At 41.8% G+C, this 23,683-nt stretch carries 24 protein-coding genes and 2 pseudogenes; 21 read left to right on the plus strand and 5 right to left on the minus strand.

The window, feature by feature from the left end; all coding sequences use genetic code 11:
• Positions 1-23: 23 nt before the first annotated feature.
• Positions 24-1,073 carry a DUF389 domain-containing protein gene (locus HT714_RS04615; protein ID WP_173226942.1) on the plus strand — a complete coding sequence of 350 codons (1,050 nt, stop codon included), beginning with the start codon at positions 24-26 and terminating at the stop codon, positions 1,071-1,073.
• 151 nt (positions 1,074-1,224) lie between these two features.
• On the opposite strand, the gene thrS is transcribed toward HT714_RS04615, so the two are convergent.
• From thrS to HT714_RS04625, 3 genes and pseudogenes are all read right to left on the minus strand, one after another.
• A complete protein-coding gene (thrS, locus tag HT714_RS04620) occupies positions 1,225-3,168 on the minus strand; it encodes a threonine--tRNA ligase (protein WP_173226944.1) in 1,944 nt (647 codons plus the stop codon).
• A gap of 40 nt (positions 3,169-3,208) precedes the next feature.
• A pseudogene (locus HT714_RS09925) lies at positions 3,209-3,417 on the minus strand (hypothetical protein).
• A 102-nt stretch (positions 3,418-3,519) separates the two neighbouring features.
• A complete protein-coding gene (locus HT714_RS04625; RefSeq protein WP_173226946.1) occupies positions 3,520-3,864 on the minus strand; it encodes a hypothetical protein in 345 nt (114 codons plus the stop codon).
• Positions 3,865-4,068: 204 nt separating this feature from the next.
• Here HT714_RS04625 and rpsO point away from each other — a divergent pair, with 204 nt between their 5' ends.
• The 6 genes from rpsO (at position 4,069) to HT714_RS04655 (ending at position 9,512) form a co-directional block, all read left to right on the plus strand.
• Positions 4,069-4,338 carry a 30S ribosomal protein S15 gene (gene rpsO / locus HT714_RS04630; RefSeq protein ID WP_001018251.1) on the plus strand — a complete coding sequence of 90 codons (270 nt, stop codon included), beginning with the start codon at positions 4,069-4,071 and terminating at the stop codon, positions 4,336-4,338.
• An 811-nt stretch (positions 4,339-5,149) separates the two neighbouring features.
• Positions 5,150-5,770, plus strand: a complete 621-nt coding sequence (locus HT714_RS04635; protein ID WP_173226948.1) for a CadD family cadmium resistance transporter — start codon at positions 5,150-5,152, stop codon at positions 5,768-5,770.
• 235 nt (positions 5,771-6,005) lie between these two features.
• On the plus strand, positions 6,006-7,052 hold the full coding sequence (locus tag HT714_RS04640) for an iron ABC transporter permease (RefSeq protein ID WP_173226950.1): 1,047 nt from the start codon (positions 6,006-6,008) through the stop codon (positions 7,050-7,052).
• A 1-nt stretch (position 7,053) separates the two neighbouring features.
• A complete protein-coding gene (locus HT714_RS04645; RefSeq protein ID WP_173226952.1) occupies positions 7,054-7,809 on the plus strand; it encodes an ABC transporter ATP-binding protein in 756 nt (251 codons plus the stop codon).
• Positions 7,810-7,828: 19 nt separating this feature from the next.
• Positions 7,829-8,839, plus strand: a complete 1,011-nt coding sequence (locus HT714_RS04650; RefSeq protein ID WP_173226954.1) for an ABC transporter substrate-binding protein — start codon at positions 7,829-7,831, stop codon at positions 8,837-8,839.
• Positions 8,820-9,512: an alpha/beta hydrolase-fold protein gene (locus HT714_RS04655; protein WP_173226955.1), complete on the plus strand. Its 693-nt coding sequence runs from the start codon at positions 8,820-8,822 to the stop codon at positions 9,510-9,512. Before HT714_RS04650 ends, HT714_RS04655 begins: the two co-directional genes overlap by 20 nt.
• A 43-nt stretch (positions 9,513-9,555) precedes the next feature.
• On the opposite strand, the gene HT714_RS04660 is transcribed toward HT714_RS04655, so the two are convergent.
• A complete protein-coding gene (locus HT714_RS04660) occupies positions 9,556-10,305 on the minus strand; it encodes a 1-acyl-sn-glycerol-3-phosphate acyltransferase (protein ID WP_173226956.1) in 750 nt (249 codons plus the stop codon).
• A 132-nt stretch (positions 10,306-10,437) separates the two neighbouring features.
• Between HT714_RS04660 and HT714_RS04665 the strand changes: the two genes are divergently transcribed.
• The 6 genes from HT714_RS04665 (at position 10,438) to HT714_RS04690 (ending at position 17,546) form a co-directional block, all read left to right on the plus strand.
• Complete coding sequence (locus HT714_RS04665) at positions 10,438-12,774, plus strand: cation-translocating P-type ATPase (protein WP_173251549.1); 2,337 nt, start codon at positions 10,438-10,440, stop codon at positions 12,772-12,774.
• A gap of 101 nt (positions 12,775-12,875) precedes the next feature.
• Positions 12,876-13,553, plus strand: a complete 678-nt coding sequence (locus HT714_RS04670; RefSeq protein ID WP_173226958.1) for a tRNA (adenine(22)-N(1))-methyltransferase TrmK — start codon at positions 12,876-12,878, stop codon at positions 13,551-13,553.
• A complete protein-coding gene (locus HT714_RS04675; protein ID WP_173226959.1) occupies positions 13,540-14,337 on the plus strand; it encodes a Nif3-like dinuclear metal center hexameric protein in 798 nt (265 codons plus the stop codon). The genes HT714_RS04670 and HT714_RS04675 overlap by 14 nt, the downstream gene beginning before the upstream one ends.
• A gap of 16 nt (positions 14,338-14,353) precedes the next feature.
• Complete coding sequence (locus HT714_RS04680) at positions 14,354-15,457, plus strand: FAD-dependent oxidoreductase (protein ID WP_173226960.1); 1,104 nt, start codon at positions 14,354-14,356, stop codon at positions 15,455-15,457.
• Between the two features lie 102 nt (positions 15,458-15,559).
• Positions 15,560-16,579 (plus strand): UDP-glucose 4-epimerase GalE, encoded by a 1,020-nt coding sequence (gene galE, locus HT714_RS04685; protein ID WP_173226961.1) that lies wholly within the window; start codon positions 15,560-15,562, stop codon positions 16,577-16,579.
• Between the two features lies 1 nt (position 16,580).
• Positions 16,581-17,546 (plus strand): glycosyltransferase family 2 protein, encoded by a 966-nt coding sequence (locus HT714_RS04690; protein ID WP_173226962.1) that lies wholly within the window; start codon positions 16,581-16,583, stop codon positions 17,544-17,546.
• A gap of 50 nt (positions 17,547-17,596) precedes the next feature.
• On the opposite strand, the gene HT714_RS04695 is transcribed toward HT714_RS04690, so the two are convergent.
• Positions 17,597-17,803, minus strand: a complete 207-nt coding sequence (locus HT714_RS04695; protein WP_173226964.1) for a ferredoxin — start codon at positions 17,801-17,803, stop codon at positions 17,597-17,599.
• A gap of 51 nt (positions 17,804-17,854) precedes the next feature.
• Between HT714_RS04695 and HT714_RS04700 the strand changes: the two are divergent.
• From HT714_RS04700 to HT714_RS04735, 8 genes and pseudogenes are all read left to right on the plus strand, one after another.
• Positions 17,855-18,323: pseudogene (locus HT714_RS04700) on the plus strand (SAG1386/EF1546 family surface-associated protein).
• An 8-nt stretch (positions 18,324-18,331) separates the two neighbouring features.
• Positions 18,332-19,003 (plus strand): (d)CMP kinase, encoded by a 672-nt coding sequence (gene cmk / locus HT714_RS04705; RefSeq protein WP_173226968.1) that lies wholly within the window; start codon positions 18,332-18,334, stop codon positions 19,001-19,003.
• Positions 19,004-19,133: 130 nt separating this feature from the next.
• Complete coding sequence (locus HT714_RS04710; RefSeq protein ID WP_001061596.1) at positions 19,134-19,472, plus strand: zinc ribbon domain-containing protein YjdM; 339 nt, start codon at positions 19,134-19,136, stop codon at positions 19,470-19,472.
• Positions 19,473-19,474: 2 nt separating this feature from the next.
• Positions 19,475-20,104 (plus strand): Pr6Pr family membrane protein, encoded by a 630-nt coding sequence (locus HT714_RS04715; protein ID WP_173226970.1) that lies wholly within the window; start codon positions 19,475-19,477, stop codon positions 20,102-20,104.
• A gap of 124 nt (positions 20,105-20,228) precedes the next feature.
• Complete coding sequence (locus HT714_RS04720) at positions 20,229-21,380, plus strand: MFS transporter (protein WP_173226972.1); 1,152 nt, start codon at positions 20,229-20,231, stop codon at positions 21,378-21,380.
• 99 nt (positions 21,381-21,479) lie between these two features.
• Complete coding sequence (truA, locus tag HT714_RS04725) at positions 21,480-22,229, plus strand: tRNA pseudouridine(38-40) synthase TruA (RefSeq protein WP_173226973.1); 750 nt, start codon at positions 21,480-21,482, stop codon at positions 22,227-22,229.
• On the plus strand, positions 22,219-22,992 hold the full coding sequence (locus HT714_RS04730; RefSeq protein ID WP_173226975.1) for a bifunctional hydroxymethylpyrimidine kinase/phosphomethylpyrimidine kinase: 774 nt from the start codon (positions 22,219-22,221) through the stop codon (positions 22,990-22,992). Before truA ends, HT714_RS04730 begins: the two co-directional genes overlap by 11 nt.
• Complete coding sequence (locus HT714_RS04735) at positions 22,970-23,431, plus strand: ECF transporter S component (protein ID WP_000814989.1); 462 nt, start codon at positions 22,970-22,972, stop codon at positions 23,429-23,431. The genes HT714_RS04730 and HT714_RS04735 overlap by 23 nt, the downstream gene beginning before the upstream one ends.
• Positions 23,432-23,683 lie beyond the last annotated feature (252 nt).

Genomic DNA, 23,683 nt, shown 5'->3' on the forward strand with positions numbered 1-23,683 from the left:
ATATGAAATAAAAGGAGTAACCAATGAACGGAAACTATTCAACACGTGAATACCGTGAGAAATTATATGATGATCTTCATGTTCGATTAAGAGATACAGTGATTTTGATGTGTGCGATTTTTATTGCCTCTATCGGTCTAAATATGAATTCAACAGCTGTCATTATTGGAGCCATGCTGATTTCCCCTCTTATGACACCGATTGTTGGACTGGGGTTTGGTTTAGCTATTTTTGATACGCGTTTAATCAAGCAATCTCTAGAGGTTTTATTTACTCAAGTATTGGTCAGTTTGCTTGTCTCGGCTCTGTATTTCTGGATTTCTCCCTTATCTTATGAAAGTAGTGAATTGATTGCACGAACCTCTCCAACCATTTGGGATGTTCTCATTGCTATTGCTGGTGGGATAGCAGGCGTAATTGGGTCAAGGAAAAAAGAAGCAAACAATATCGTGCCAGGAGTAGCCATTGCAACAGCTCTGATGCCACCTATCTGTACTGCAGGATATGGTTTAGCTAATGGAAATGTACGATTTTTATTTGGAGCTCTTTATCTTTTCTTGATCAACTGTGTCTTTATCATGCTAATCAACATTGTTGGAACAAGAATTATGATGAGAAAATCTCCCTTAAGTTCATTTAAAGAGCTAAACATTAAAATGAGAATTGGGTTGATATCTTTGATTGTATTATTGATTCTTCCAGCTAGTTATTCAGCAGTCACTCTGACGATAGATCAAGCGCGAAAAGAAGGAATCAAACAGTTTGTAGGAAAAGAGTTCGCCAATCACACGGTCATTAATCAAGTCTACAAGTCAAGGAACAATGAATTGGTCTTGACGGTTGTTGGAGATCCGATTTCAGAAGAAGAAATAGAAATGCTCCACCAAAAACAAGCCTCTTACGGTATTCAATCTGTTCAATTGAAAGTCAATCAAGTTCATAATTCGACAAAATTAGACAGTGATACGACCAAGGAATTTTATGAAACCATTAACAAGTATATCGATCAAAAACTCTCTGAAAAGGATTCACAAAAAGATCTCGTAAAAGAAAATGAAGCAGACAAGGAATGAGGATATTGACCTTATCTAACTCATGAAAGAAAATCTTGTGTGGTGGTTTGGTCAATCACTACTAGCTCGGATTAAATAAAATATAAAAAAGCAACAGCTGAAATAGTTGTTGCTTTTTAGGTATCTAGGATTTTATCCCAGGTTTTATCTCTTATTTCTCAACGCGTGATTTGTTGGCGATATCAGCTAGGATAGCTTGAACAAAATCATCAACTGAGACAGTTTGTGTTTCTTTTTGTCCGTAGCGACGAACGTTGACTGTTCCGTCTTCCATTTCCTTGTCCCCAACGATCAATTGGTAAGGAATCTTGCTTGTTTGTGAAGCACGGATCTTGAACTGCATTTTTTCATTGCGCTCATCTACATCTGCACGGACACCGCGGTCACGGAGTTTCTTAGCCACTTCCCAAGCGTAGTCCACGTGTTTTTCGTTAGATACTGGGATGAGGGTTACTTGGTGTGGTGCAAGCCATGTTGGGAAGGCACCCTTGTAGTTCTCAATCAAAATAGCTGTGAAGCGTTCCATGGTTGAGATAACTCCACGGTGAATCATAACTGGACGGTGCTCTTCGCCATCAGCTCCGATGTATTTAAGGTCGAAGCGTTCTGGAAGCAAGAAGTCAAGTTGGATAGTAGAAAGGGTTTCTTCTTTTCCAAGGGCTGTCTTAACTTGAATATCCAATTTTGGTCCGTAGAAGGCTGCTTCACCTTCAGCTTCAAAGTAGTTAACACCCATTTCATCAAGTGCTGCACGAAGCATAGTTTGGGCATTTTCCCACATCTCATCGTTATCAAAGTACTTGTGAGTATCTTGAGGGTCACGAAGAGAGAGGCGGAAGCGGTATTCAGTCAAGTTGAAATCTTCATAAACATCGATAATCAACTGAAGGGCACGCTGGAATTCTTCTTGGATTTGTTCTGGAGTCACAAAGAGGTGACCGTCGTTGAGTGACATTTCACGTACACGTTGAAGACCAGTGAGGGCACCAGATTTTTCATAACGGTGCATCATACCGATTTCAGCGATACGGATTGGCAACTCACGGTAAGAGTGAACATGGTGTTTGAAGACTTGGATGTGGTGCGGACAGTTCATTGGACGAAGGACAAATTCTTCCCCGTCACCCATGTCCATAGTTGGGAACATGTCTTCTTGGTAATGATCCCAGTGACCAGAAGTCTTGTAAAGTTCAACAGAAGCAAGTGGTGGAGTGTAAACATGTTGGTAGCCAGAAGCCAACTCTTTGTCTACGATGTAGCGTTCCAATTCACGACGAATAGTCGCACCATTTGGCAACCAGAATGGAAGCCCTTGACCAACCTCTTGAGAAATCATGAAGAGGTCAAGCTCTTTACCAAGTTTACGGTGATCACGTTCCTTAGCTTCTTCACGCATTTGAAGGTAGTTTTTCAAGTCTTTCTTGTCAAACCAAGCTGTACCGTAGATACGTTGCATCATAGCGTTGTCGCTATTTCCACGCCAGTAAGCACCTGCTACATGGAGAAGGTGGAAGATTTGGATACGGCCTGTTGATGGGACGTGAGGGCCACGGCAAAGGTCTACATATTCACCCTGACGATAGATAGTCAAACCACCTTCGTCTTCAGAGTGTTCTTCAATCAATTCCAACTTGTAAGGGTCGTTCTTGAAGATTTCACGTGCCTCGTCTTTAGTAACTTCTTCACGGATTGATGGGAAGTTTTCTTTGACAATTTTTTGCATTTCTTCTTCGATACGAGGAAGGTCTTCGTTAGAGATTTGACCAGTTGAGTTGTCAGTATCGTAGTAGAAACCATCTTCGATGGCTGGACCAACTCCCAAGTGAATGTCTGGGAAAAGACGACGAGCTGCTTGGGCGAACAAGTGAGCTGCTGAGTGACGCAAGATTGGAAGGGCATCTTCGTGATCAGGTGTCACGATTTCGATGCTTCCATCTTCAGTGATAGCACGAGTAGTGTCGATGAGTTTGCCGTTGAATTTACCAGCCAAGGCCTTTTTAGCTAGGGAATTGCTGATAGATTGGGCAATTTCAAAAGTAGTAACGCCAGATTCGAATTCACGAACAGCGCCATCTGGGAAAGTAATGTTAATCATGATGTTCTCCTTACTTATATTATTGACGAATATGTTAACCCTATTCTGAAAACAGGGACAGAGGATTGTGAAAGATAGAAAAACAAAAAGCGACATCCTCAAAAGGACGTCGCAACGTGGTTCCACCTTCATTTATGTTCCTCAAAAGAGAGGGACACCTCTGATTGGCTCTAACGTGGCCACCGTTTTATGTTTTCATAAAAAACTCAAGAGTAGTATCAGTTTAGGCTCTCTATGCGTTTCCAGCAACCACGCACTCTCTAGTAGAAAGGGACTAAGTGACTTGTCTCTATGGATTATTATAGCATGATTGTGAGATTTTTCAAGGATTTTGTGAAAGTTTTTTGTTTTTCAGTTTTGTAGAATATGCTTGATGCCAATACCGGAAGCCATGCCCACCAGAGCCAAGGTTTCATAGATTAGCAAGTAAATTAGTATAAACTCACCAAAGGTTATGATAGTAAAGCAAAAGAGCAGTCCGTTACCAATTAACCACCAAAGTGAGAAACGGAAACGGTAGCTATAAAGTAGCGATACAATCAAGATTACCAGAGGTGTAAAGAAGAGAATATTATTTACGTAGAGACTCTTGAGAAAAAGGGGGTCAGAAATGATTAGTGATAACAACTGATAAAGTGGCCAATAAAAGAAAAATATGACCAGATAGTAGGGGAGATGGGAATAGAATCTACGCATGATAATCACCTCGTTTTAAAAAACAGATAACTTAGATTTCTTACTATAATTATTATAGCATATTTAAAACAAGAAAGTAAATCTGTTGACAAAGAAGTTAGTTATTGGTAGAATAGTGAATGTCGTAAAGACAAATAACTTCTTCTTGGTTACAGGCATGCCAACCTGTCACTCGGATGAAGCCAAATAAAAAGGAGAAACATCATGGCAATCTCAAAAGAGAAAAAAAATGAAATCATTGCACAATATGCACGTCACGAAGGTGATACAGGTTCAGTAGAGGTTCAAGTTGCTGTCCTTACTTGGGAAATCAACCACCTTAACGAACACATCAAACAACACAAAAAAGACCACGCTACTTACCGTGGATTGATGAAAAAAATCGGTCGCCGTCGTAACTTGCTTGCATACTTGCGTAAAAATGACGTTAACCGTTACCGTGAGTTGATCAACTCTCTAGGACTTCGTCGCTAATCTTGCGTCTAAAACGTTTCTATACTTCGTTGGCTTCGGCTCGATGTACCATTAGTACAATATTCGCCTCGTCGCCTAGTCTATAAACGTTTTATCCAGCAAGACTGGAGCTCTCTGATTTTAAGAGGGCTTTTTTTGTTGTCACCTTACCTTGGTATGCTCAAGTACTATCTTTGCTTATGCTTCCTAGCATTGTAAGGTAAAATAAACCAGCTTTTCTCCCTTCGGGGAGATTTTTTTGTTTCACTAAAAATTTCGTACAATCTTCGGCTTACCGCCTAATCTATAAACGTTTTATCTAGCAAGAATCGTGATGCTAAGGGCGTCAAAATTCCGTATGAAAATAGGGAAAGGATACCGTGTTCGATGAACACAAGGAGTTTCATCTTTTTCACTAGGATTTTAGCCCAAGCTCAAATCAGCTCTCTGACTTCAGAGGGCTTTTTTATTGAGGTTTTATAGGTCACAATTTTGGAGACTACAAAAACCTCAAATGGTATCAGCTAATTACACCATAAAGGTGCGTAACTACTCGGCTTGAAAAGCCGAGTAGCTGTCTGCAAGCCCCCTCGGAGAGCCCACACTTTACGAAGTAAAGTATAGTATGTTATACTTTACATGGAAGTAGTCACCGAATTTCAGTTAGAAATTACTTTGTAACTACGTTTAGAAATTACTTTGTAACTACGTTTTGAGGAGGAGTAAAATGCTTTCCTATGTTCGAAATTACCCACTAGCGATAGCTAAATTAATGTGTCTGTGCTCTCCTAAAATCTGCTGATTTATTACTGACCAATACAGGAGGTTTTTTATGGGACAGACAATCATATCTGCTATTGGTGTTTATATTTCCACCAGTATCGATTATTTAATTATTTTAATTATTTTATTTGCACAGCTATCACAGAATAAACAAAAATGGCATATTTATGCGGGGCAATATCTAGGCACAGGCTTACTTGTAGGGGCGAGTTTAGTTGCTGCTTATGTCGTTAATTTCGTGCCTGAAGAATGGATGGTTGGATTGCTTGGTTTAATCCCTATCTATTTAGGGATTCGCTTTGCAATTGTTGGAGAAGGTGAGGAAGAAGAGGAAGAAGAGGAAGAAATTATTGAAAGATTAGAACAAAGCAAGGCAAATCAACTGTTTTGGACAGTTACATTGCTAACAATTGCGTCTGGCGGAGATAATTTAGGTATCTATATACCTTATTTTGCTTCGTTAGATTGGTCACAGACCCTCGTGGCCTTGCTTGTGTTTGTAATCGGTATAATTATCTTATGCGAGATTAGTCGGGTGTTATCCTCTATTCCGTTAATATTCGAGACAATTGAAAAATACGAGCGAATCATTGTGCCCTTAGTATTCATTCTACTTGGACTATACATCATGTATGAAAATGGCACGATAGAGACTTTTCTGACCGTGTAGATTTTTTTGTTTCACTAGGATTTTAGCCCGGGTTCAAATCAGCTCTCTGATTTTCAGAGGGCTTTTTACGTTGTCACCTTACCTCGATATACTCAAGTATTATCTTTACTTACGGTTCCTAGCACTATAAAACCAACTATATTCATTTGTTCTTATCTTGTTCCATTGTTGAAAATATGGTATACTTTTCATGAGAATTTTCTAAATTTTTAATATTCTATCAAAGGAGGTTTACATGCTTTCCAAATTTTCTGGAAGCCGACAAGACCAGCAATTTGTGTTACTTTTAGTTATTTTGCTAGGTATTTTAGGGATTTCTCTCTTTCTAGCAGTTTCAATGGGATCTGTTGCGATTGATCTAGGAGATACCTATCGGATTATGTTGAGCAGGTTGGGATTTCCTCTTGAGATAGGAGAGGTTTCCAAGTCTACTCTTGCCATTGTATGGAACATGAGATTCCCCCGAGTATTGTTAGGTCTGATAGTAGGAGCAGGCCTTTCTATGTGTGGTAGTGTGATGCAGTCTACAGTGAACAATCCCATAGCAGAGCCTTATGTCTTAGGAATATCTGCGGGTGCAACTCTAGGTGCAACATTGAGCATCATTCTTGGTTTAAAAGTGATGATTAGCCTTGGAGCTTTTCTTGGAGCTATTTTGGCAACAATTGCTGTCCTCCTCATTGCCTCTATGCAGGGAAGGATGACGACTTCTAGTCTAATCTTATCGGGAACGGTAGTCAACGCTCTCTTTTTGGCTTTTTCAAACTTTATTATCTCAGTCGGCGCTAATGCGGATAGTGTGATGACCATTAAGTTTTGGACCATGGGCTCGCTCGCTGGGACTTCCTGGTCTGACTTAGTCCTGCCAACTATAGTAGTAGGAATAGCCTTTCTATTTTTCGCTACCCAGTATCGTGTTTTCAATGCGATGATGATGGGAGATGAGGCTGCTTTAACTTTGGGAATTCCTTTACGATTTTATTGGTATCTTTATGTGACCATGGTGGCTGTGCTAACAGCAGTATTAGTGGCAACCTGTGGGATTATTGGATTTGTCGGTCTGATTACTCCACATTTAGCTCGAGGGTTAGTAGGAACGAATTATAAGAGGCTTTTTCCCGTTGCAACCTTGCTGGGTGCCCTCTTTGTTATCTGGGCAGACGTACTCTCTCGTATCATCATTCCAAACGCAGAGCTTCCTATTGGTATTTTCACAGCCTTAGTAGGTGCTCCCTTCTTTATCTACATTGTTGGAGGTAGACGAAGGGAGGTGAGGGTCTGATATGGACTTGATTTGTCAGGATATCCATTTTGGACTAGGAGAGAAAAAAATCCTTAAAGGAGTCTCTCTTAAGGTTAAAGGGAATCAATTTCACACGATATTAGGACCAAATGGAAGTGGAAAAACCAGTCTACTTAAACTCCTCTATCGTCAGGAAAAGGCGGACAAAGGTTTGATAAGCCTAGATGGAAAGCCTCTGGAACAATGGATGCTCAAAGAAACAGCCAAGCAAATGGCAGTTGTGACCCAGTTTAATCAACTGCAGTTTGATTGTACAGTTGAAGAAATCGTCTTGCTGGGAAGAACTCCCCACCTCTCTTTTTTACAGAAGGAAAGGGAAAGAGATTTTACACTCGTTCAAGATGCCCTCGTTAAGGTGGATATGCTCGAGAAGAAAACTCGTCTCTATTCGTCTCTGTCAGGGGGAGAAAAACAGCGAGTCTTACTAGCCCGCGCCTTGGCGCAAGAACCGACTCTTTTACTCCTAGACGAACCAACCAATCACCTGGATATCAGGTATCAGCTAGACTTGTTAGCCATTGTGAAAAATCTCAAGGTCAATGTTCTAGCTGTCCTACATGATATTCAACTTGCTTGTCGCTATTCGGATTATCTCTATTTGATGAAAGAGGGAGAAATCCTTTACCAAGGTACTCCAAAGGAGACCATCACCCCTGAGTCATTGCAAACTGTATATGGAGTTCAAAGTCAGGTGACTTGGACCGAGGATCAGCAAGCTATGATTCACTATTTATAAGAATGAAAAGGAAAACAAGATGAAAAAAACACTCAGTATTTTACTCGTGACAGTAGCTACCTTAACTTTGGCAGCTTGTGGTAACACTACTACAGAAAAAACTACCACACAGTCTAGCACAGAGACAAGTCAAAAGGCTAACGCAGAGACGACTTATCCGCTAACTATCAAAACTTATGATGCTAAAGGAAATGAAGTCGAACAAGTTTTTGACAAGGCACCTGAAAAAGTTATTACCAATAATCTTTCAACCACTGAAATCTTATTGGAGTTGGGGTTGAAGGATAAAATTGTTGGCATGCTTAACCCAGACAATGCTGTGACGGACAAATACAAGGACGCGATTGCGACTATTCCTCAAATTGGGGATAAAAAAACAGTCTCACAAGAGACAGTCCTTTCTTATGAGCCAGACGCTGTGATGGGGAGAAACATGATGTTTTCTGAAAAATCCTTGGGGACAGTTAGCACTTGGAATGAAAACAAAATCCCAGTTTATACGCAAAAAGCTTCTCTCTCAACAATTCAGCAAGATTTGGGGAATATCGTAGAAGATGTCAAAAATCTGGGAATGATTTTTAATGTTCAGGACAAGGCCAATGAATACGCAGCCCAATTACAAACTAAAATTGACGCTGTTAAGAAAGCAAACCCAGCAAGTCAAGGTGAAAAGAAAAAGGCTTTGATTATGGTTGCTTATAATGATGAAACCTTCGGTGCCTACAAGTCTGCTTTGCAAGAAAGTTTGCTGAACCAACTTGGTTATACAAACGTTGCTACGGGGACATCAGGCTTGACCTTGGAAAATCTCGTGTCAATGGATCCTGAATTGATTATCTATGTAACCAGCGATCGTAATAAAAAATTGGATGAAAAAGCAGTAGAGTTGCTGAAGGCAAATGCTGTTTTGGAAAGCGTTCCTGCTATTAAGAATCAAAAAATCATGACCATCTCTTACGATGAGTTGATGGATTATGGTCCAGCAGTGATTGATTCCCTTGAGAAAATCAATGACTTTATCAATAAATAATGAGTTTGATTGGGAAGGAATCCAAGTCAAGGTCAGCCTTCCTTTGACCTATGATCCCAATCAAACCTATCCAGTTATTCTCTTGAATGATGGAAACTTGGATTTCCTATCGTCCCTTTCCGAATCTGTGATTTTAGTGGGCTTGACCTCTAAAAATCGCCTAGATGACTACACTCCATGGAAGGCGGCTGCTTTGAGAGATGGAGCTCCAGATTTTGGCGGTCAGGCAAATGCTTATCATAGTGATTTATTTGGAGGTCTTTTAGATAAGTTGCAGTCGCTTTATCGACTGGATGAAGCACGCCTTGCCTACGGAGGTTATTCACTAGGTGGCTTGGTGGCAGTTTACAGTCTTTTCAGCTTTGATAAGGTTTCCTGTGTTTTTTCTATCTGCGGTTCCTTTTGGTATCCTGATTTTGTGGCTTACTGCAAGGCAGAGACAGTGAAAAATCTAGACTGTTTGCTGTATTTACAGAATGGTCAAACAGAAGGAGTCAATCATAGCAATCGCTTGGCTCAAGCACCAGTCTATGCTGAGAAAATCCATACCAGTCTTCAGAAACGCTATCCGAACAGCCAGTTTGTCTTTGACCCTTATGGACACCACGAACAAGTAGCTGAGCGATTCCTAGCTTTTTCTAGCTGGTTGGCCCAAAAATGGAAAATCGAATAAAAGATTTATCCCTTGGCTTTTGCCAAGGGATTGTTGTATTTATTTAACCAAGGTTTTCTCTCTTTTTATCTGGATTCCATACAAAGCTTGCGATAAAGCTAAAGATGATGGTTAGGATAGCGAGGATAATGGCAAGGATGAGGGCAGGGATGCGGATAAACCACCAGAGTGGATTTGGTTTTTTATTATTGTGCCATTGTTTCGTTTCTTCATCCAGACGTTGGAATTCTGCTTGGATACGATTGGCGACTGTTTCAATGCCTTCATCATTCATTTTCTTGATATCTGAGATATCGATTGGATTTCCAAAGTTCATATCAACACGCTCACGGCTAACCAAGCCCTTCAAGGTCATAGGACCTGTATAGGTAACCGGCATGATACGGACCTTGGCCATTTTGGCAATCAGGGCTACGCCACCCTTGACATCGTTTGAGTGACGGCTCCCACTTGGAAACATGATGAGAGAGCGGTCACTTTTTTTAAGAACATTGATAGGGTATTTGATGGCTGAGGCGCTAGGATTTTCACGGTCGATAGGAAAGGCGCCACACATACGGATCCACCAACCAAAGATACGGTTGGTAAAGAGCTCTTTTTTGGCCATAAAGATGAACTGTTTTGGCTTGGTCGCAAAGGCCATGTAAACAGGATCCCACCAGGTACGGTGAGGCGCAACCAAAATATAATTTTCATCTTGATTAGGAATTTTATCAGTATTATGATAATGGGCATTGCCATTGATGGACCATAGGAGTAATACAACTAATCCACGTAAATAAGTATAAAACATGCGATCTCCTTCGATTCTTTTCTTGTTATTATTATACCTTATCAAAGGAGGGCTGGCAAACTTTTCCCTTGACCAGGTCCATATTTGGGATGAGATTAGAATTCTTTTAGAAAAAATGATATGATATAATTTATGGATAAAAATAAGATTATGGGATTAACCCAAAGAGAAGTCGAGGAAAGACAGGCTAAGGGCTTGGTCAATGATTTTACTGCTTCGGCCAGTACCAGCACTTGGCAAATCATCAAACGAAATGTCTTTACCCTTTTTAACGCTTTGAACTTTGCCATTGCTTTGGCCCTTGCCTTTGTGCAGGCTTGGAGCAATCTGGTCTTCTTTGTCGTTATCTGCTTTAACGCTTTTTCAGGGATTGTGACGGAGCTCCGTGCCAAGCATATGGTGGACAAGCTCAATCTCATGACCAAGGAAAAGGTCAAGACTATTCGTGATGGCCAGGAAGTGGCTCTTAATCCTGAAGAATTGGTGTTAGGAGATGTCATTCGTTTGTCTGCTGGAGAGCAAATTCCTAGTGATGCCTTGGTTTTGGAAGGCTTTGCGGAAGTCAATGAAGCCATGTTGACGGGGGAAAGTGATTTGGTGCAAAAGGAAGTTGACGCCTTGCTTTTGTCAGGAAGTTTCCTAGCCAGTGGGGCAGTTTTAGCTCAAGTTCACCATGTCGGTGCAGACAACTATGCTGCTAAACTTATGCTTGAGGCTAAGACTGTGAAACCTATCAACTCTCGTATCATGGAATCGCTGGACAGGTTAGCAGGTTTTACTGGGAAAATTATCATTCCTTTTGGTCTAGCTCTCTTGCTAGAAGCCTTGATTTTAAAAGGCTTGCCTCTTAAGTCGTCCGTTGTAAACTCGTCGACAGCTCTTTTGGGGATGTTACCTAAGGGAGTTGCCCTTTTGACCATCACTTCGCTCTTGACAGCGGTGATTAAGTTAGGCTTGAAAAAGGTCTTGGTGCAGGAGATGTACTCCGTTGAGACCTTGGCGCGCGTGGATATGCTCTGTTTGGATAAGACGGGCACCATCACCCAAGGAAAGATGCAGGTAGAGGCTGTTCTTCCTCTGACGGAAACTTATGGTGAAGAGACTATTGCCAACATTTTGACTAGCTATATAGCTCATAGTGAGGATAAAAATCCAACTGCCCAAGCTATTCGCCAGCGATTCCAAGGCCAAGTAGCCTATTCTATGATTTCCAATCTCCCCTTCTCAAGCGACCGCAAGTGGGGTGCTATGGAGTTAGAAGGTTTGGGAACAGTTTTCTTAGGGGCGCCTGAGATGTTGCTGGATTCTGAGGTCCCAGAAGCCAGAGAGGCCTTGGAGAGAGGTTCACGTGTCTTGGTCTTGGCTCTCAGTCAGGAAAAACTAGACCATCACAAACCACAGAAACCATCTGATATTCAGGCTCTAGCCTTGCTGGAAATATTGGATCCCATTCGAGAGGGAGCAGCAGAGACGCTGGACTATCTCCGTTCTCAGGAAGTGGGCCTCAAGATTATCTCTGGTGACAATCCAGTTACGGTATCCAGCATTGCCCAGAAGGCTGGTTTTGCGGACTATGATAGTTATGTAGATTGCTCGAAAATTACGGATGAGGAATTGGTTGCTATGGCGGAGGAGACTGCTATTTTCGGACGGGTTTCCCCTCATCAAAAGAAACTCATCATCCAAACTCTGAAAAAAGCGGGTCATACAACGGCTATGACGGGAGACGGAGTCAATGATATTCTGGCTCTTCGTGAGGCGGATTGTTCTATCGTAATGGCGGAGGGAGATCCTGCGACTCGTCAGATTGCAAATCTGGTTCTCTTGAACTCTGACTTTAATGATGTTCCTGAGATTCTCTTTGAAGGTCGTCGCGTAGTCAATAACATTGCCCATATCGCCCCGATTTTCTTGATTAAGACCATCTATTCTTTCCTATTAGCGGTCATCTGTATTGCCAGTGCTCTTCTGGGACGGTCTGAATGGATCTTGATTTTCCCCTTTATTCCAATCCAGATTACCATGATTGACCAGTTTGTGGAAGGTTTCCCACCATTCGTTCTGACTTTTGAGCGAAATATCAAACCTGTTGAGCCAAATTTCCTCAGAAGATCCATGCTTCGTGCCCTACCAAGCGCTCTCATGGTCGTCTTCAGCGTTCTCTTTGTGAAAATATTTGGAAGTAGCCAAGGTTGGTCTGAGTTAGAAATCTCAACTCTCCTCTATTATCTCTTGGGGTCAATTGGTTTCTTATCCGTATTTAGAGCCTGCATGCCATTTACCCTATGGCGTGTCCTCTTGATTGTTTGGTCAGTAGGAGGCTTCCTAGCCACAGCTCTCTTCCCAAGAATTCAAAAACTGCTTGAAATTTCAACCTTAACAGGACAAACATTACCTGTTTATGGTGTCATGATGTTGGTCTTTACCGTGATTTTCATCCTGACTAGTCGCTATCAAGCCAGAAAATAAAGAAAGGCTGCAATCTGTGGATTGCGGTCTTTTTAGGTACAAGATTGCTAGCTGAAATGTGGTATAATAAGAGGTAATAGAGTTTTGGAAAGTGAGAGAAGATGATTTCAAAGAGATTAGAATTGGTGGCTTCTTTTGTGCCACGGGGAGCCATTTTACTAGATGTGGGGAGTGACCATGCTTATCTGCCTATCGAGTTGATCGAAAGAGGACAAATTAAAAATGCTATTGCGGGTGAGGTGGTGGAAGGTCCCTACCAGTCTGCGGTCAAAAATGTTGAGGCTCACGGCCTAAAGGAAAAAATCCAGGTTCGTTTAGCCAATGGCTTGGCAGCTTTTGAAGAGACTGACCAAGTGTCTGTCATTACCATTGCTGGTATGGGTGGTCGTTTGATTGCTAGGATATTGGAAGAAGGCTTGGACAAGTTAGCTAATGTAGAGCGTTTGATCCTCCAGCCCAATAATCGTGAAGACGATTTGCGTATCTGGTTACAAGAGAACGGATTTCAGATTGTAGCTGAAAACATCTTAGAAGAAGCTGGCAAGTTTTACGAGATTTTGGTTGTGGAAGCAGGACAAATGAAGCTATCAGCCAGTGATGTTCGCTTTGGTCCTTTTTTGTCCAAAGAAGTCAGCCCAGTCTTTGTCCAAAAATGGCAAAAAGAAGCTGTTAAGCTAGAGTTTGCCCTCGGAAAAATCCCAGAAAAAAATCTGGAGGAACGTCAAGTTCTAGTGGATAAAATTCAAGCCATCAAGGAGGTTCTCCATGCTAGCAAGTGAAGTAATTAACGCATATGAAGCCTTTTGCCCTCAGGAATTTTCAATGGAGGGAGACAGTCGTGGCCTGCAAATTGGAACTTTGGACAAGGATATCCAAAGGGTTATGGTGGCTCTCGATATTCGTGAAGAAACGGTGGCTGAAGCCATTGAAAAGGGTGTGGACTTGATTATTGTCAAGCACGCGCCGATTTTCCGTCCCATCAAGGATTTGATATCCAGCCGTCCACAAAATCAGATTTACATTGATCTCATCAAGCATGACATCGCAGTTTATGTAAGCCATACCAATATTGACATCGTTGAAAATGGCCTTAATGACTGGTTCTGCCAGATGCTAGGCATTGAGGAGACGACTTATCTGCAGGAGACAGGTCCTGAACGTGGGATTGGACGTATTGGGAATATTCAGCCTCAGACCTTTGGAGAATTAGCCCAGAATGTCAAGCAAGTCTTTGGTCTAGATAGTCTTCGATTGGTGCATTATCAAGAGAGTGATTTGCAGAAGTCTATTTCAAGAGTGGCCATCTGTGGTGGTAGCGGGCAGTCTTTCTATAAGGATGCTTTAGCTAAAGGAGCAGAAGTCTATATCACTGGTGATATTTACTACCACACTGCCCAGGATATGTTGTCTGATGGCTTGTTGGCATTGGACCCAGGTCACTATATTGAAGTGATTTTTGTGGAAAAAATTGCAGAGCTTCTTAATCTATGGAAAAGAGAAAATGGCTGGACAATCGATATTGTACCTAGTCAAGCATCGACCAATCCTTTCCACCATATCTAGTTAGAAAGTGAAAACAATGAAAAAAGTTGCTATTATCGGAGCAGGAATTGTGGGAGCCACAGCAGCCTACTACCTCTCGAAAGAAAGTGACCTAGAAGTAACCGTCTTTGACCATGGACAAGGTCAAGCTACCAAGGCCGCAGCAGGAATTATCAGCCCCTGGTTTTCCAAACGCCGCAACAAGGCCTGGTACAAAATGGCACGCTTGGGGGCTGATTTTTATGTGGATTTATTAGCTGATTTAGAGAAGTCAGGGCAAGAAATAGACTTTTACCAGCGTTCGGGAGTTTTTCTCTTGAAAAGACATGAATCCAAGTTGGAAGAACTCTATCAACTAGCCTTCCAGCGAAGAGAAGAATCTCCCTTGATAGGGCAATTAGCCATTCTGGATCAAACATCAGCAAATGAATTATTCCCTGGTTTGCAGGGATTTGACCACCTGCTCTATGCTTCTGGTGGAGCGAGAGTAGATGGACAACTCTTAGTCACTCGTTTGCTGGAAGCCAGTCACGTCAAGCTGGTCAAAGAAAAAGTGACTCTGACACCTTTAGCATCAGGTTATCAGATTGGCGAAGAGGTGTTTGATCAGGTTATTTTGGCGACGGGAGCTTGGTTGGGGGACTTGTTAGAACCCTTGGGTTATACTGTGGATGTCCGTCCTCAAAAAGGGCAATTACGAGATTATCAGCTTGCCCAAGACATGGAAGCTTACCCTGTTGTCATGCCAGAAGGGGAGTGGGATTTGATTCCTTTTGCAGGTGGGAAATTGTCCTTAGGAGCCACCCATGAAAATGACATGGGATTTGATTTGACGGTAGATGAAGCCTTGCTCCAGCAAATGGAGGAAGCAACTTTGCCTCACTATCCTGTTTTATCGGAAGCGACTTCCAGAAGTGAACGAGTGGGAATTCGTGCCTACACCAGTGATTTCTCACCTTTCTTTGGGCAGGTGCCAGAATTGGCAGGTGTCTATGCTGCTAGTGGACTAGGTTCATCAGGGCTCACAACTGGTCCTATCATTGGCTACCATCTAGCTCAACTGGTCCAAGACAAGGAGTTGACCTTGGACCCTGAAAACTATCCAATTGAAAACTATGTCAAACGAGTAAAAAGTGAATAAGAATTTTACTGAAATTTTAGCCATCCCTCTAGGACGGCAAATGACATTCCCTATCAAAAATGGTAAAATAAGAAAAAATAATCCGAGAATCGAGGAAAGAAGATGCAAGAAAAGATTTTGGTAACGGGTGGGGCAGGTTTTATTGGAACCCACACTGTTATTGAGTTAATCCAAGCAGGTCATCAGGTTGTTGTGGTGGATAACCTTGTCAACAGCAATCGAAAAAGTTTAGAAGTTGTTGAAAGAATTACAGGAGTTGAAGTGCCTTTCTATGAGGCAGATATTCGTGATACAGATACCCTCAGAGATATTTTCAAGCAAGAAGAACCAACAGGGGTCATTCACTTCGCTGGCTTGAAGGCTGTCGGTGAATCTACCCGTATCCCTCTTGCCTATTATGACAACAATATAGCAGGAACTCTTAGTCTTTTGAAGGTAATGGAAGAAGCCAACTGTAAAAACATCATTTTCAGTTCTTCTGCGACAGTTTACGGAGATCCGCACACAGTACCCATCTTGGAAGATTTCCCACTTTCAGTGACCAATCCATACGGTCGTACCAAACTCATGTTAGAGGAAATTTTGACAGATATCTACAAGGCAGACTCAGAATGGAATGTGGTCTTGCTTCGTTACTTTAACCCAATCGGAGCCCATGAGAGTGGTGATTTAGGAGAAAATCCAAATGGTATTCCAAACAATCTCTTGCCATATGTGACGCAAGTAGCCGTTGGAAAACTAGAACAAGTGCAAGTGTTTGGAGACGATTACGATACGGAAGACGGAACGGGTGTTCGTGACTATATCCACGTCGTCGATTTGGCCAAAGGTCACGTCGCAGCTCTGAAAAAAATCCAAAAAGGTTCAGGTCTAAACGTTTATAACCTTGGAACAGGTAAAGGCTACTCAGTTCTTGAAATTATCCAAAATATGGAAAAAGCAGTGGGACGTCCGATTCCTTACCGCATTGTAGACCGTCGCCCAGGTGATATTGCAGCATGCTATTCAGATCCTGCAAAAGCCAAAGCAGAACTTGGCTGGGAAGCAGAATTCGACATCACCCAAATGTGTGAAGACGCATGGCGTTGGCAAAGCAAGCATCCAAATGGATTTGAAGACTAAGATGGTGATGTCAATCATTGTCCCCTGTTTAAACGAAGAGGAAGTACTTCCTCTTTTTTATCAGGCTTTGGAAGATTTGATTCCTGATTTGGAAACAGAAATCGAGTATGTCTTTGTCGATGATGGCTCAAGCGATGGAACCTTGGAACTCTTAAAGGCCTATCGGGAACAAAATCCGGCAGTGCATTATATTTCTTTCTCGCGAAATTTTGGCAAAGAAGCAGCTCTGTATGCAGGCTTACAATATGCGACAGGAGATCTGGTGGTGGTAATGGATGCAGACCTCCAGGATCCTCCGAGTATGTTGCTTGAGATGAAAAATTTACTAGACCAGAATGCAGACTTGGACTGCGTAGGAACACGAAGAACCAGTCGAGAGGGAGAACCCTTCTTTCGCAGTTTCTGTGCAGATCTCTTTTACCGCCTTATGCAAAAAATTAGCCCAGTAGCCTTGCCCTCAGGTGTTCGTGATTTTCGCATGATGAGAAGGTCTGTAGTCGATGCCATTTTAAGTTTGACTGAGTTCAATCGTTTTTCTAAAGGACTTTTTGCCTGGGTCGGTTTTAAAACCTACTATCTGGACTATCCTAATGTCGAAAGGCAGGCCGGCAAGACCAGTTGGAGTTTTAGGAAACTCTTTTTCTACTCCATTGAAGGGATTGTTAATTTTTCAGATTTCCCCCTGATTATAGCCTTTGTAGCTGGTCTCCTATCTTGTTTTATTTCTCTACTGATGACCTTTTTTGTTGTGGTTCGGACTCTCATTTTGGGCAATCCGACATCAGGTTGGACCTCTCTGATGGCTGTTATTCTCTTTCTTGGAGGCATTCAACTCTTGACCATTGGAATTCTCGGCAAGTACATCAGTAAAATTTATTTGGAGACCAAAAAAAGACCACTTTATCTCATCAAAGAAAAAAGTGACCTTCCTGATTTTACAGAAAAAAATAAAGTGAAAAGACTATAATTTTACATGGAAATATGCTAAACTAGAGGGAGTAGATTATCGCCATTGATTTATGCTTCCTGATTGCTAATCAGGGCGAGAGTTGGGCAGTTTTTAACAGCTTCTAAGACATCCTGACAAGGAGAAATTTCTTTTTCTAGTTGATCAGGATCATCGTAAAAACGCACGATTCCATTATCGTGGTAATCAAATAAATCAGAATAAGTTTGGCAAAGCCCACAGGCGATACATCGTTCAGGTATAAGTGTGATTTTCATGTTCATATTTATATTGTAATAAGAAAAGTAAAAAAAAACAAGGAGTAGGGTATGGAAAAAGAACCGTGGCAAGAAGATATTTATGATCAAGAAGAATCAAGAGCAGAGCGTCGTAAGAGAACTCAAGGCAGAGATGTAGTGGCCAATCGTGTCTTGACGATTTTAGCTAGTATTTTCTTCGTGATTGTAGTCGTGATGATTATTGTTCTTATCTATCTATCAACGGGGGGGGAGTAATCGCACGGCAGCCTTGAAAGATTTTCACGATTCTGATGCAAGTGTAGTACAAGTCTCATCTTCAAGCAGTTCCCAGCCTGAGCAGAGTTCAGAATCTTCTTCTGAACACTCGGAGGAAGCTACAGATCCAGAAGGGACGACAAAAGTCTTAGCTGGAGAAGGGGAAGCAGCCATTGCCGCTCGTGCAGGAATCTCCATTGCTCAGTTAGAGGCCTTAAATCCTGGGCACATGGCTACAGGATCTTGGTTTGCTAATCCAGGTGATGTTATAAAAATAAAATAGGAGCCGATATGAAAACAATTCAAATTGCTATTGACGGTCCTGCTTCAAGTGGTAAGAGTACGGTCGCAAAAATTATTGCCAAGGACTTTGGATACACCTACCTAGATACAGGTGCCATGTATCGTGCAACGACCTACATGGCTCTCCAAAACCAGTTAGGAGTAGAAGAAGTCGAAGCCCTTCTAGCCTTGTTGGACCAGCATCCAATCAGTTTTGGACGTTCAGAAACTGGAGAACAGCTTGTCTTTGTAGGGGATGTGGATATTACCCACCCTATCCGTGAAAATGAGGTGACCAATCATGTTTCTGCTATTGCAGCAATTCCTCAAGTGCGTGAGAAACTGGTTTCTCTCCAACAAGAAATTGCCCAACAAGGCGGGATTGTCATGGACGGTCGCGATATTGGGACTGTTGTATTGCCACAAGCAGAATTAAAAATTTTCCTAGTAGCTTCTGTTGATGAGAGAGCAGAGCGTCGTTACAAGGAAAATGTTGCCAAGGGAATTGAAACAGACCTTGAAACTCTAAAAGAGGAAATTGCTGCGCGTGACTACAAGGATAGTCATCGTGAGACTTCGCCTCTCAAACAAGCAGAGGATGCTGTCTACCTTGATACAACTGGTTTGAACATTCAAGAAGTAGTTGAAAAAATCAAAGCAGAAGCTAAAAAAAGAATGTAAATGTAGAAAAGCCGATAGATAGATATCGGTTTTTTTCTAAATTTGTCAAAATGCTGATTTTAGGGTATAATAGTTGCTGTTCGAGAAATTTTGATTTTCAAAGAATAGCGAATGATGATAAGGAGAAACCATGAACAACCTACCAAATTGCCCAAAATGTAACTCAGAGTATGTCTACGAAGACGGTGCCCTACTGGTTTGCCCAGAGTGTGCTTATGAGTGGAATCCTGCTGAAGTTGCAGATGTAGAAGAGGGTCTTGTTGCTATCGATGCCAATGGAAATAAATTGGCTGACGGTGATACAGTAACTCTCATCAAGGACTTGAAGGTAAAAGGTGCGCCAAAAGATTTGAAACAAGGGACGCGCGTGAAAAATATTCGCATCGTAGAAGGCGACCACAATATCGACTGTAAGATTGATGGCTTCGGTGCCATGAAACTCAAATCAGAGTTTGTGAAGAAAATTTAAACATGTCAAAACACTATAAACTTGTATTTTATAGCCGTATCTTCTTGTTTCTAGCGGCTTTTACGGGAGTTTACCTTGAAATTACCAAGCATGGTGGTTTTGGGATGCTTCTCTATTACACGGTTCTGTCCAACCTCTTGGTAACTATTTTTACCCTTTATCTTCTAAAGGTTATGAGCCGTGTAGGTGAAAACTGGCAAAGACCAAGTCTCTTGCGCTTAAAAGGTGGAGTCACCATGAGTATCATGATTACCTGTGTGATTTACCATTTCCTCTTAGCGCCTATTGCGACTAATTTCTATACCCTAGAAAATTTCCTTTGCCACTATATCGTTCCCCTCTGGTTTTTCGCAGATACCCTCTTTTTTGACAAACAGGGTCAATACAAGATTTGGGATCCAATTGTGTGGACCATTTTACCCTTGCTGTATATGATGTTTGCTCTTTTTAATGGCTTGGTTTTAAAACTCAATATTCCAAATGCCAAGGATAATCCTTTCCCTTACTTCTTTTTGAATGTGAACAAGGGTTGGGATGTTGTGTTTAAGTGGTGTCTGATTATCTTTGTTGCCTATATGGTAGCAGGATTTATCTTCTACTTTATTAAGCAAATCAAGAGAAAGTCATCCTAAGACACAAGGGATTCATTTTCGAGTTTAAGAAGGAGTCTGTATACCAATGGGACTTCTTCTTTTCTTGCTTGTTTGATAACGATCAAAAAAGTAGAAGATTAAGAGAAATATAGAAAGAGATTTCATGAAACAATTTTTAGAACGGGCCAGTATTTTGGCTCTCTCCCTCGTTTTGATTACCTCCTTTTCCATCTCGAGTGCCCTGCCAGCCATGTTTGACTATTATCAAGGTTATCCTAAGGAACAAATTGAGCTCTTGGCGAGCTTGCCTTCCTTTGGAATCATGATGATGTTACTGCTAAATGGTTTCTTAGAAAAAATATTTCCTGAGCGCTTACAGATTAGTTTGGGCTTGTTGATTTTATCACTAAGTGGAACAGCTCCCTTTTGGTATCAAGCCTATCCCTTTGTCTTTGGGACACGGATTCTTTTTGGTTTGGGAGTTGGGATGATCAATGCCAAGGCTATTTCTATTATCAGTGAACGCTATCAAGGAAAAACCCGAATTCAGATGCTAGGATTACGCGGTTCTGCAGAGGTCGTTGGGGCTTCTCTCATTACTTTGGCAGTCGGCCAATTGTTGGCCTTTGGTTGGACAGCTACCTTCCTAGCCTATAGTGCTGGATTTTTGGTGCTGATCCTATATCTACTCTTTGTCCCTTATGGCAAAGAAAAGAAAGCAGTCAAGAAAAAGGAGAAGGAAGCAAGTCGTTTAACTGGGGAAATGAAAGGCTTGATTTTTATCCTAGCTATAGAAGCGGCAGTTGTAGTTTGTACCAATACGGCTATTACCATCCGTATTCCAAGTTTGATGGTGGAAAGAGGACTTGGAGATGCCCAGTTATCTAGTTTTGTTCTTAGTGTCATGCAGTTGATCGGGATTGTGGCTGGGGTGAGTTTTTCTTTCTTGATTTCTATCTTTAAGGAAAAATTGCTCCTCTGGTCTGGTATTACCTTCGGCTTAGGGCAAATCGTGATTGCCTTGTCTCCATCCTTGTGGGTGGTAGTGGCAGGAAGCATTCTGGCTGGTTTTGCCTACAGTGTAGCCTTGACGACGGTCTTTCAACTTGTCTCTGAACGAATTCCAGCTAAACTCCTCAATCAAGCAACTTCATTTGCTGTATTAGGCTGTAGTTTCGGAGCCTTTACGACCCCATTTGTTCTAGGTGCAATTGGCTTACTAACTCACAATGGGATGTTGGTCTTTGCTATCTTAGGATCTTGGTTGATTGTAACCTCTATCTTTGTCATGTACCTACTTCACAAGAGAGCTTAGGATTGGTTTCCTAAGTTTTTCTTTTTGTGAATTTTGTACCCAGACAATTATAAATTTTCTAGCTTGTTACGAGACTAATTTCTTGATAAAATAGAAGTTATGACGAGATACAAAGCAACTATTTCCTATGATGGTTATGCCTTTTCTGGTTTTCAGCGCCAGCCTCATGCGCGTAGCGTTCAGGAAGAAATTGAAAAAACCTTGACCAGGTTAAATAAAGGGCAAGCCATTACTGTTCACGGTGCTGGTAGGACAGATAGTGGGGTTCATGCTTTGGGACAGGTGATTCATTTTGACCTGCCCTATCAGATGGATGAGGAGAAGCTCCGTTTTGCCTTGGATACCCAGTCTCCTGAAGATATCGATGTGGTTTCGATTGAGCTTGTGGCGGATAATTTTCATTGCCGTTATGCCAAGCACAGCAAGACCTATGAGTTTATCGTGGATAGGGGCCGTCCCAAAAATCCGATGCGCCGTCACTATGCCACTCACTTCCCCTACCCACTCGATGTGGAGAGGATGCAGGAGGCCGTCAAAAGGCTAGAAGGAACCCACGATTTCACAGGCTTTACAGCATCTGGGACCAGCGTAGAGGACAAGGTTCGCACCATCACAGAAGCTAGTCTCAGGGTTGATGAGACAGGCCAGTTTTTGACCTTTACCTTTTCAGGAAATGGTTTCTTGTATAAGCAGATTCGCAATATGGTGGGGACACTGCTCAAAATCGGAAATAATCGAATGCCAGTAGAGCAGATTGACCTGATTTTGGAGAAAAAGAACAGGCAACTTGCAGGTCCCACTGCAGCACCAAATGGTTTATATTTAAAGGAGATTCGTTATGAAGAATAATCGTATTTTAGCACTTTCAGGAAATGATATTTTTAGTGGTGGTGGATTGTCCGCTGATTTGGCGACCTATACCTTGAACGGCTTGCATGGCTTTGTAGCAGTAACTTGCTTGACAACCTTGACAGAAAAAGGATTTGAGGTCTTTCCAACTGACGATACCATTTTTCAATATGAATTAGATAGCTTGCGTGATGTGGAATTTGCAGGGATTAAGATTGGTCTTCTACCAACTGTCAGTGTAGCTGAGAAGGCATTGGATTTTATCAAGCAACGCCCAGGAGTGCCTGTGGTTCTGGATCCTGTATTGGTCTGCAAGGAAACGCATGACGTAGCAGTTAGTGAACTCTGCCAAGAGTTGATTCGCTTTTTCCCTCATGTCAGTGTGATTACGCCTAATCTTCCTGAAGCAGAATTATTAGCTGATCAGGAAATTAAAACCTTGGAAGATATGAAAGCTGCAGCGCAGAAATTGCATGAATTAGGCGCGCCAGCAGTCATTATCAAGGGAGGCAATCGCCTTAGTCAGGACAAGGCTGTAGATGTCTTTTATGACGGACAAACCTTTACAGTCCTAGAAAATCCTGTCATTCAAGGGCAAAATGCTGGTGCAGGTTGTACCTTTGCCTCTAGCATTGCCAGTCACTTGGTTAAAGGTGATGAACTTTTACCAGCAGTAGAAAGCTCTAAGGCTTTCGTTTATCGTGCCATTGCACAAGCAGATCAGTATGGAGTAAGACAATATGAAGCAAACCAAAACAACTAAAATCGCCCTTGTATCCCTATTAACCGCCCTCTCTGTGGTCCTAGGCTATTTCTTAAAAATTCCAACACCGACAGGCATTCTAACTCTTTTAGATGCGGGTGTCTTCTTTACGGCTTTCTACTTTGGTAGTCGTGAAGGGGCTGTAGTCGGAGGACTGGCAGGTTTCTTGATTGACCTCTTATCAGGCTATCCTCAGTGGATGTTCTTTAGTTTGGTCAACCATGGCTTGCAGGGATTTTTCGCAGGATTTAAAGGAAAAACTCAGTGGTTAGGCCTTATCTTAGCAACGATTGCCATGGTAGGGGGTTACGCCTTGGGTTCTACATTGATGAATGGCTGGGCTGCAGCCCTACCAGAAATCCTACCAAATTTCATGCAAAATATGGTAGGGATGATTGTAGGATTTATTCTTAGTCAAAGTATCAAGAAGATTAAGTAAAGAAATCTGGATAAAAGTCTTTCAAATAAGAAAAACGCATAGTATCAGGTGTTTGAACCTTGATAGTATGCGTTTTATTATGTGACTATTAGTCCGTCTCGCTCCGTTAGGTGCGAGACAAAAAAACCACCCGCTATGCGGGTGCGCGTCGAAGGTTATACCAAAAAAACTCCGAACGCGATACAATAAAGGTGTTCAAGCTAATTGTAAAGCGAAAGGAGAAAAATATGGTACAAAAGGCTCATAGTTTAT

Source organism: Streptococcus sp. 3705, from assembly GCF_013277145.1.
Taxonomy (GTDB): Bacteria; Bacillota; Bacilli; order Lactobacillales; family Streptococcaceae; genus Streptococcus.

Bases quoted from the DNA above. Each gene is read 5' to 3' on its own strand.
- HT714_RS04615 (WP_173226942.1), top strand. From the start codon at position 24: ATGAACGGAAACTATTCAACACGTGAATACCGTGAGAAATTATATGAT.
- thrS (WP_173226944.1), bottom strand. From the start codon at position 3,168: ATGATTAACATTACTTTCCCAGATGGCGCTGTTCGTGAATTCGAATCT.
- HT714_RS04625 (WP_173226946.1), bottom strand. From the start codon at position 3,864: ATGCGTAGATTCTATTCCCATCTCCCCTACTATCTGGTCATATTTTTC.
- rpsO (WP_001018251.1), top strand. From the start codon at position 4,069: ATGGCAATCTCAAAAGAGAAAAAAAATGAAATCATTGCACAATATGCA.
- HT714_RS04635 (WP_173226948.1), top strand. From the start codon at position 5,150: ATGGGACAGACAATCATATCTGCTATTGGTGTTTATATTTCCACCAGT.
- HT714_RS04640 (WP_173226950.1), top strand. From the start codon at position 6,006: ATGCTTTCCAAATTTTCTGGAAGCCGACAAGACCAGCAATTTGTGTTA.
- HT714_RS04645 (WP_173226952.1), top strand. From the start codon at position 7,054: ATGGACTTGATTTGTCAGGATATCCATTTTGGACTAGGAGAGAAAAAA.
- HT714_RS04650 (WP_173226954.1), top strand. From the start codon at position 7,829: ATGAAAAAAACACTCAGTATTTTACTCGTGACAGTAGCTACCTTAACT.
- HT714_RS04655 (WP_173226955.1), top strand. From the start codon at position 8,820: ATGACTTTATCAATAAATAATGAGTTTGATTGGGAAGGAATCCAAGTC.
- HT714_RS04660 (WP_173226956.1), bottom strand. From the start codon at position 10,305: ATGTTTTATACTTATTTACGTGGATTAGTTGTATTACTCCTATGGTCC.
- HT714_RS04665 (WP_173251549.1), top strand. From the start codon at position 10,438: ATGGATAAAAATAAGATTATGGGATTAACCCAAAGAGAAGTCGAGGAA.
- HT714_RS04670 (WP_173226958.1), top strand. From the start codon at position 12,876: ATGATTTCAAAGAGATTAGAATTGGTGGCTTCTTTTGTGCCACGGGGA.
- HT714_RS04675 (WP_173226959.1), top strand. From the start codon at position 13,540: ATGCTAGCAAGTGAAGTAATTAACGCATATGAAGCCTTTTGCCCTCAG.
- HT714_RS04680 (WP_173226960.1), top strand. From the start codon at position 14,354: ATGAAAAAAGTTGCTATTATCGGAGCAGGAATTGTGGGAGCCACAGCA.
- galE (WP_173226961.1), top strand. From the start codon at position 15,560: ATGCAAGAAAAGATTTTGGTAACGGGTGGGGCAGGTTTTATTGGAACC.
- HT714_RS04690 (WP_173226962.1), top strand. From the start codon at position 16,581: ATGGTGATGTCAATCATTGTCCCCTGTTTAAACGAAGAGGAAGTACTT.
- HT714_RS04695 (WP_173226964.1), bottom strand. From the start codon at position 17,803: ATGAAAATCACACTTATACCTGAACGATGTATCGCCTGTGGGCTTTGC.
- cmk (WP_173226968.1), top strand. From the start codon at position 18,332: ATGAAAACAATTCAAATTGCTATTGACGGTCCTGCTTCAAGTGGTAAG.
- HT714_RS04710 (WP_001061596.1), top strand. From the start codon at position 19,134: ATGAACAACCTACCAAATTGCCCAAAATGTAACTCAGAGTATGTCTAC.
- HT714_RS04715 (WP_173226970.1), top strand. From the start codon at position 19,475: ATGTCAAAACACTATAAACTTGTATTTTATAGCCGTATCTTCTTGTTT.
- HT714_RS04720 (WP_173226972.1), top strand. From the start codon at position 20,229: ATGAAACAATTTTTAGAACGGGCCAGTATTTTGGCTCTCTCCCTCGTT.
- truA (WP_173226973.1), top strand. From the start codon at position 21,480: ATGACGAGATACAAAGCAACTATTTCCTATGATGGTTATGCCTTTTCT.
- HT714_RS04730 (WP_173226975.1), top strand. From the start codon at position 22,219: ATGAAGAATAATCGTATTTTAGCACTTTCAGGAAATGATATTTTTAGT.
- HT714_RS04735 (WP_000814989.1), top strand. From the start codon at position 22,970: ATGAAGCAAACCAAAACAACTAAAATCGCCCTTGTATCCCTATTAACC.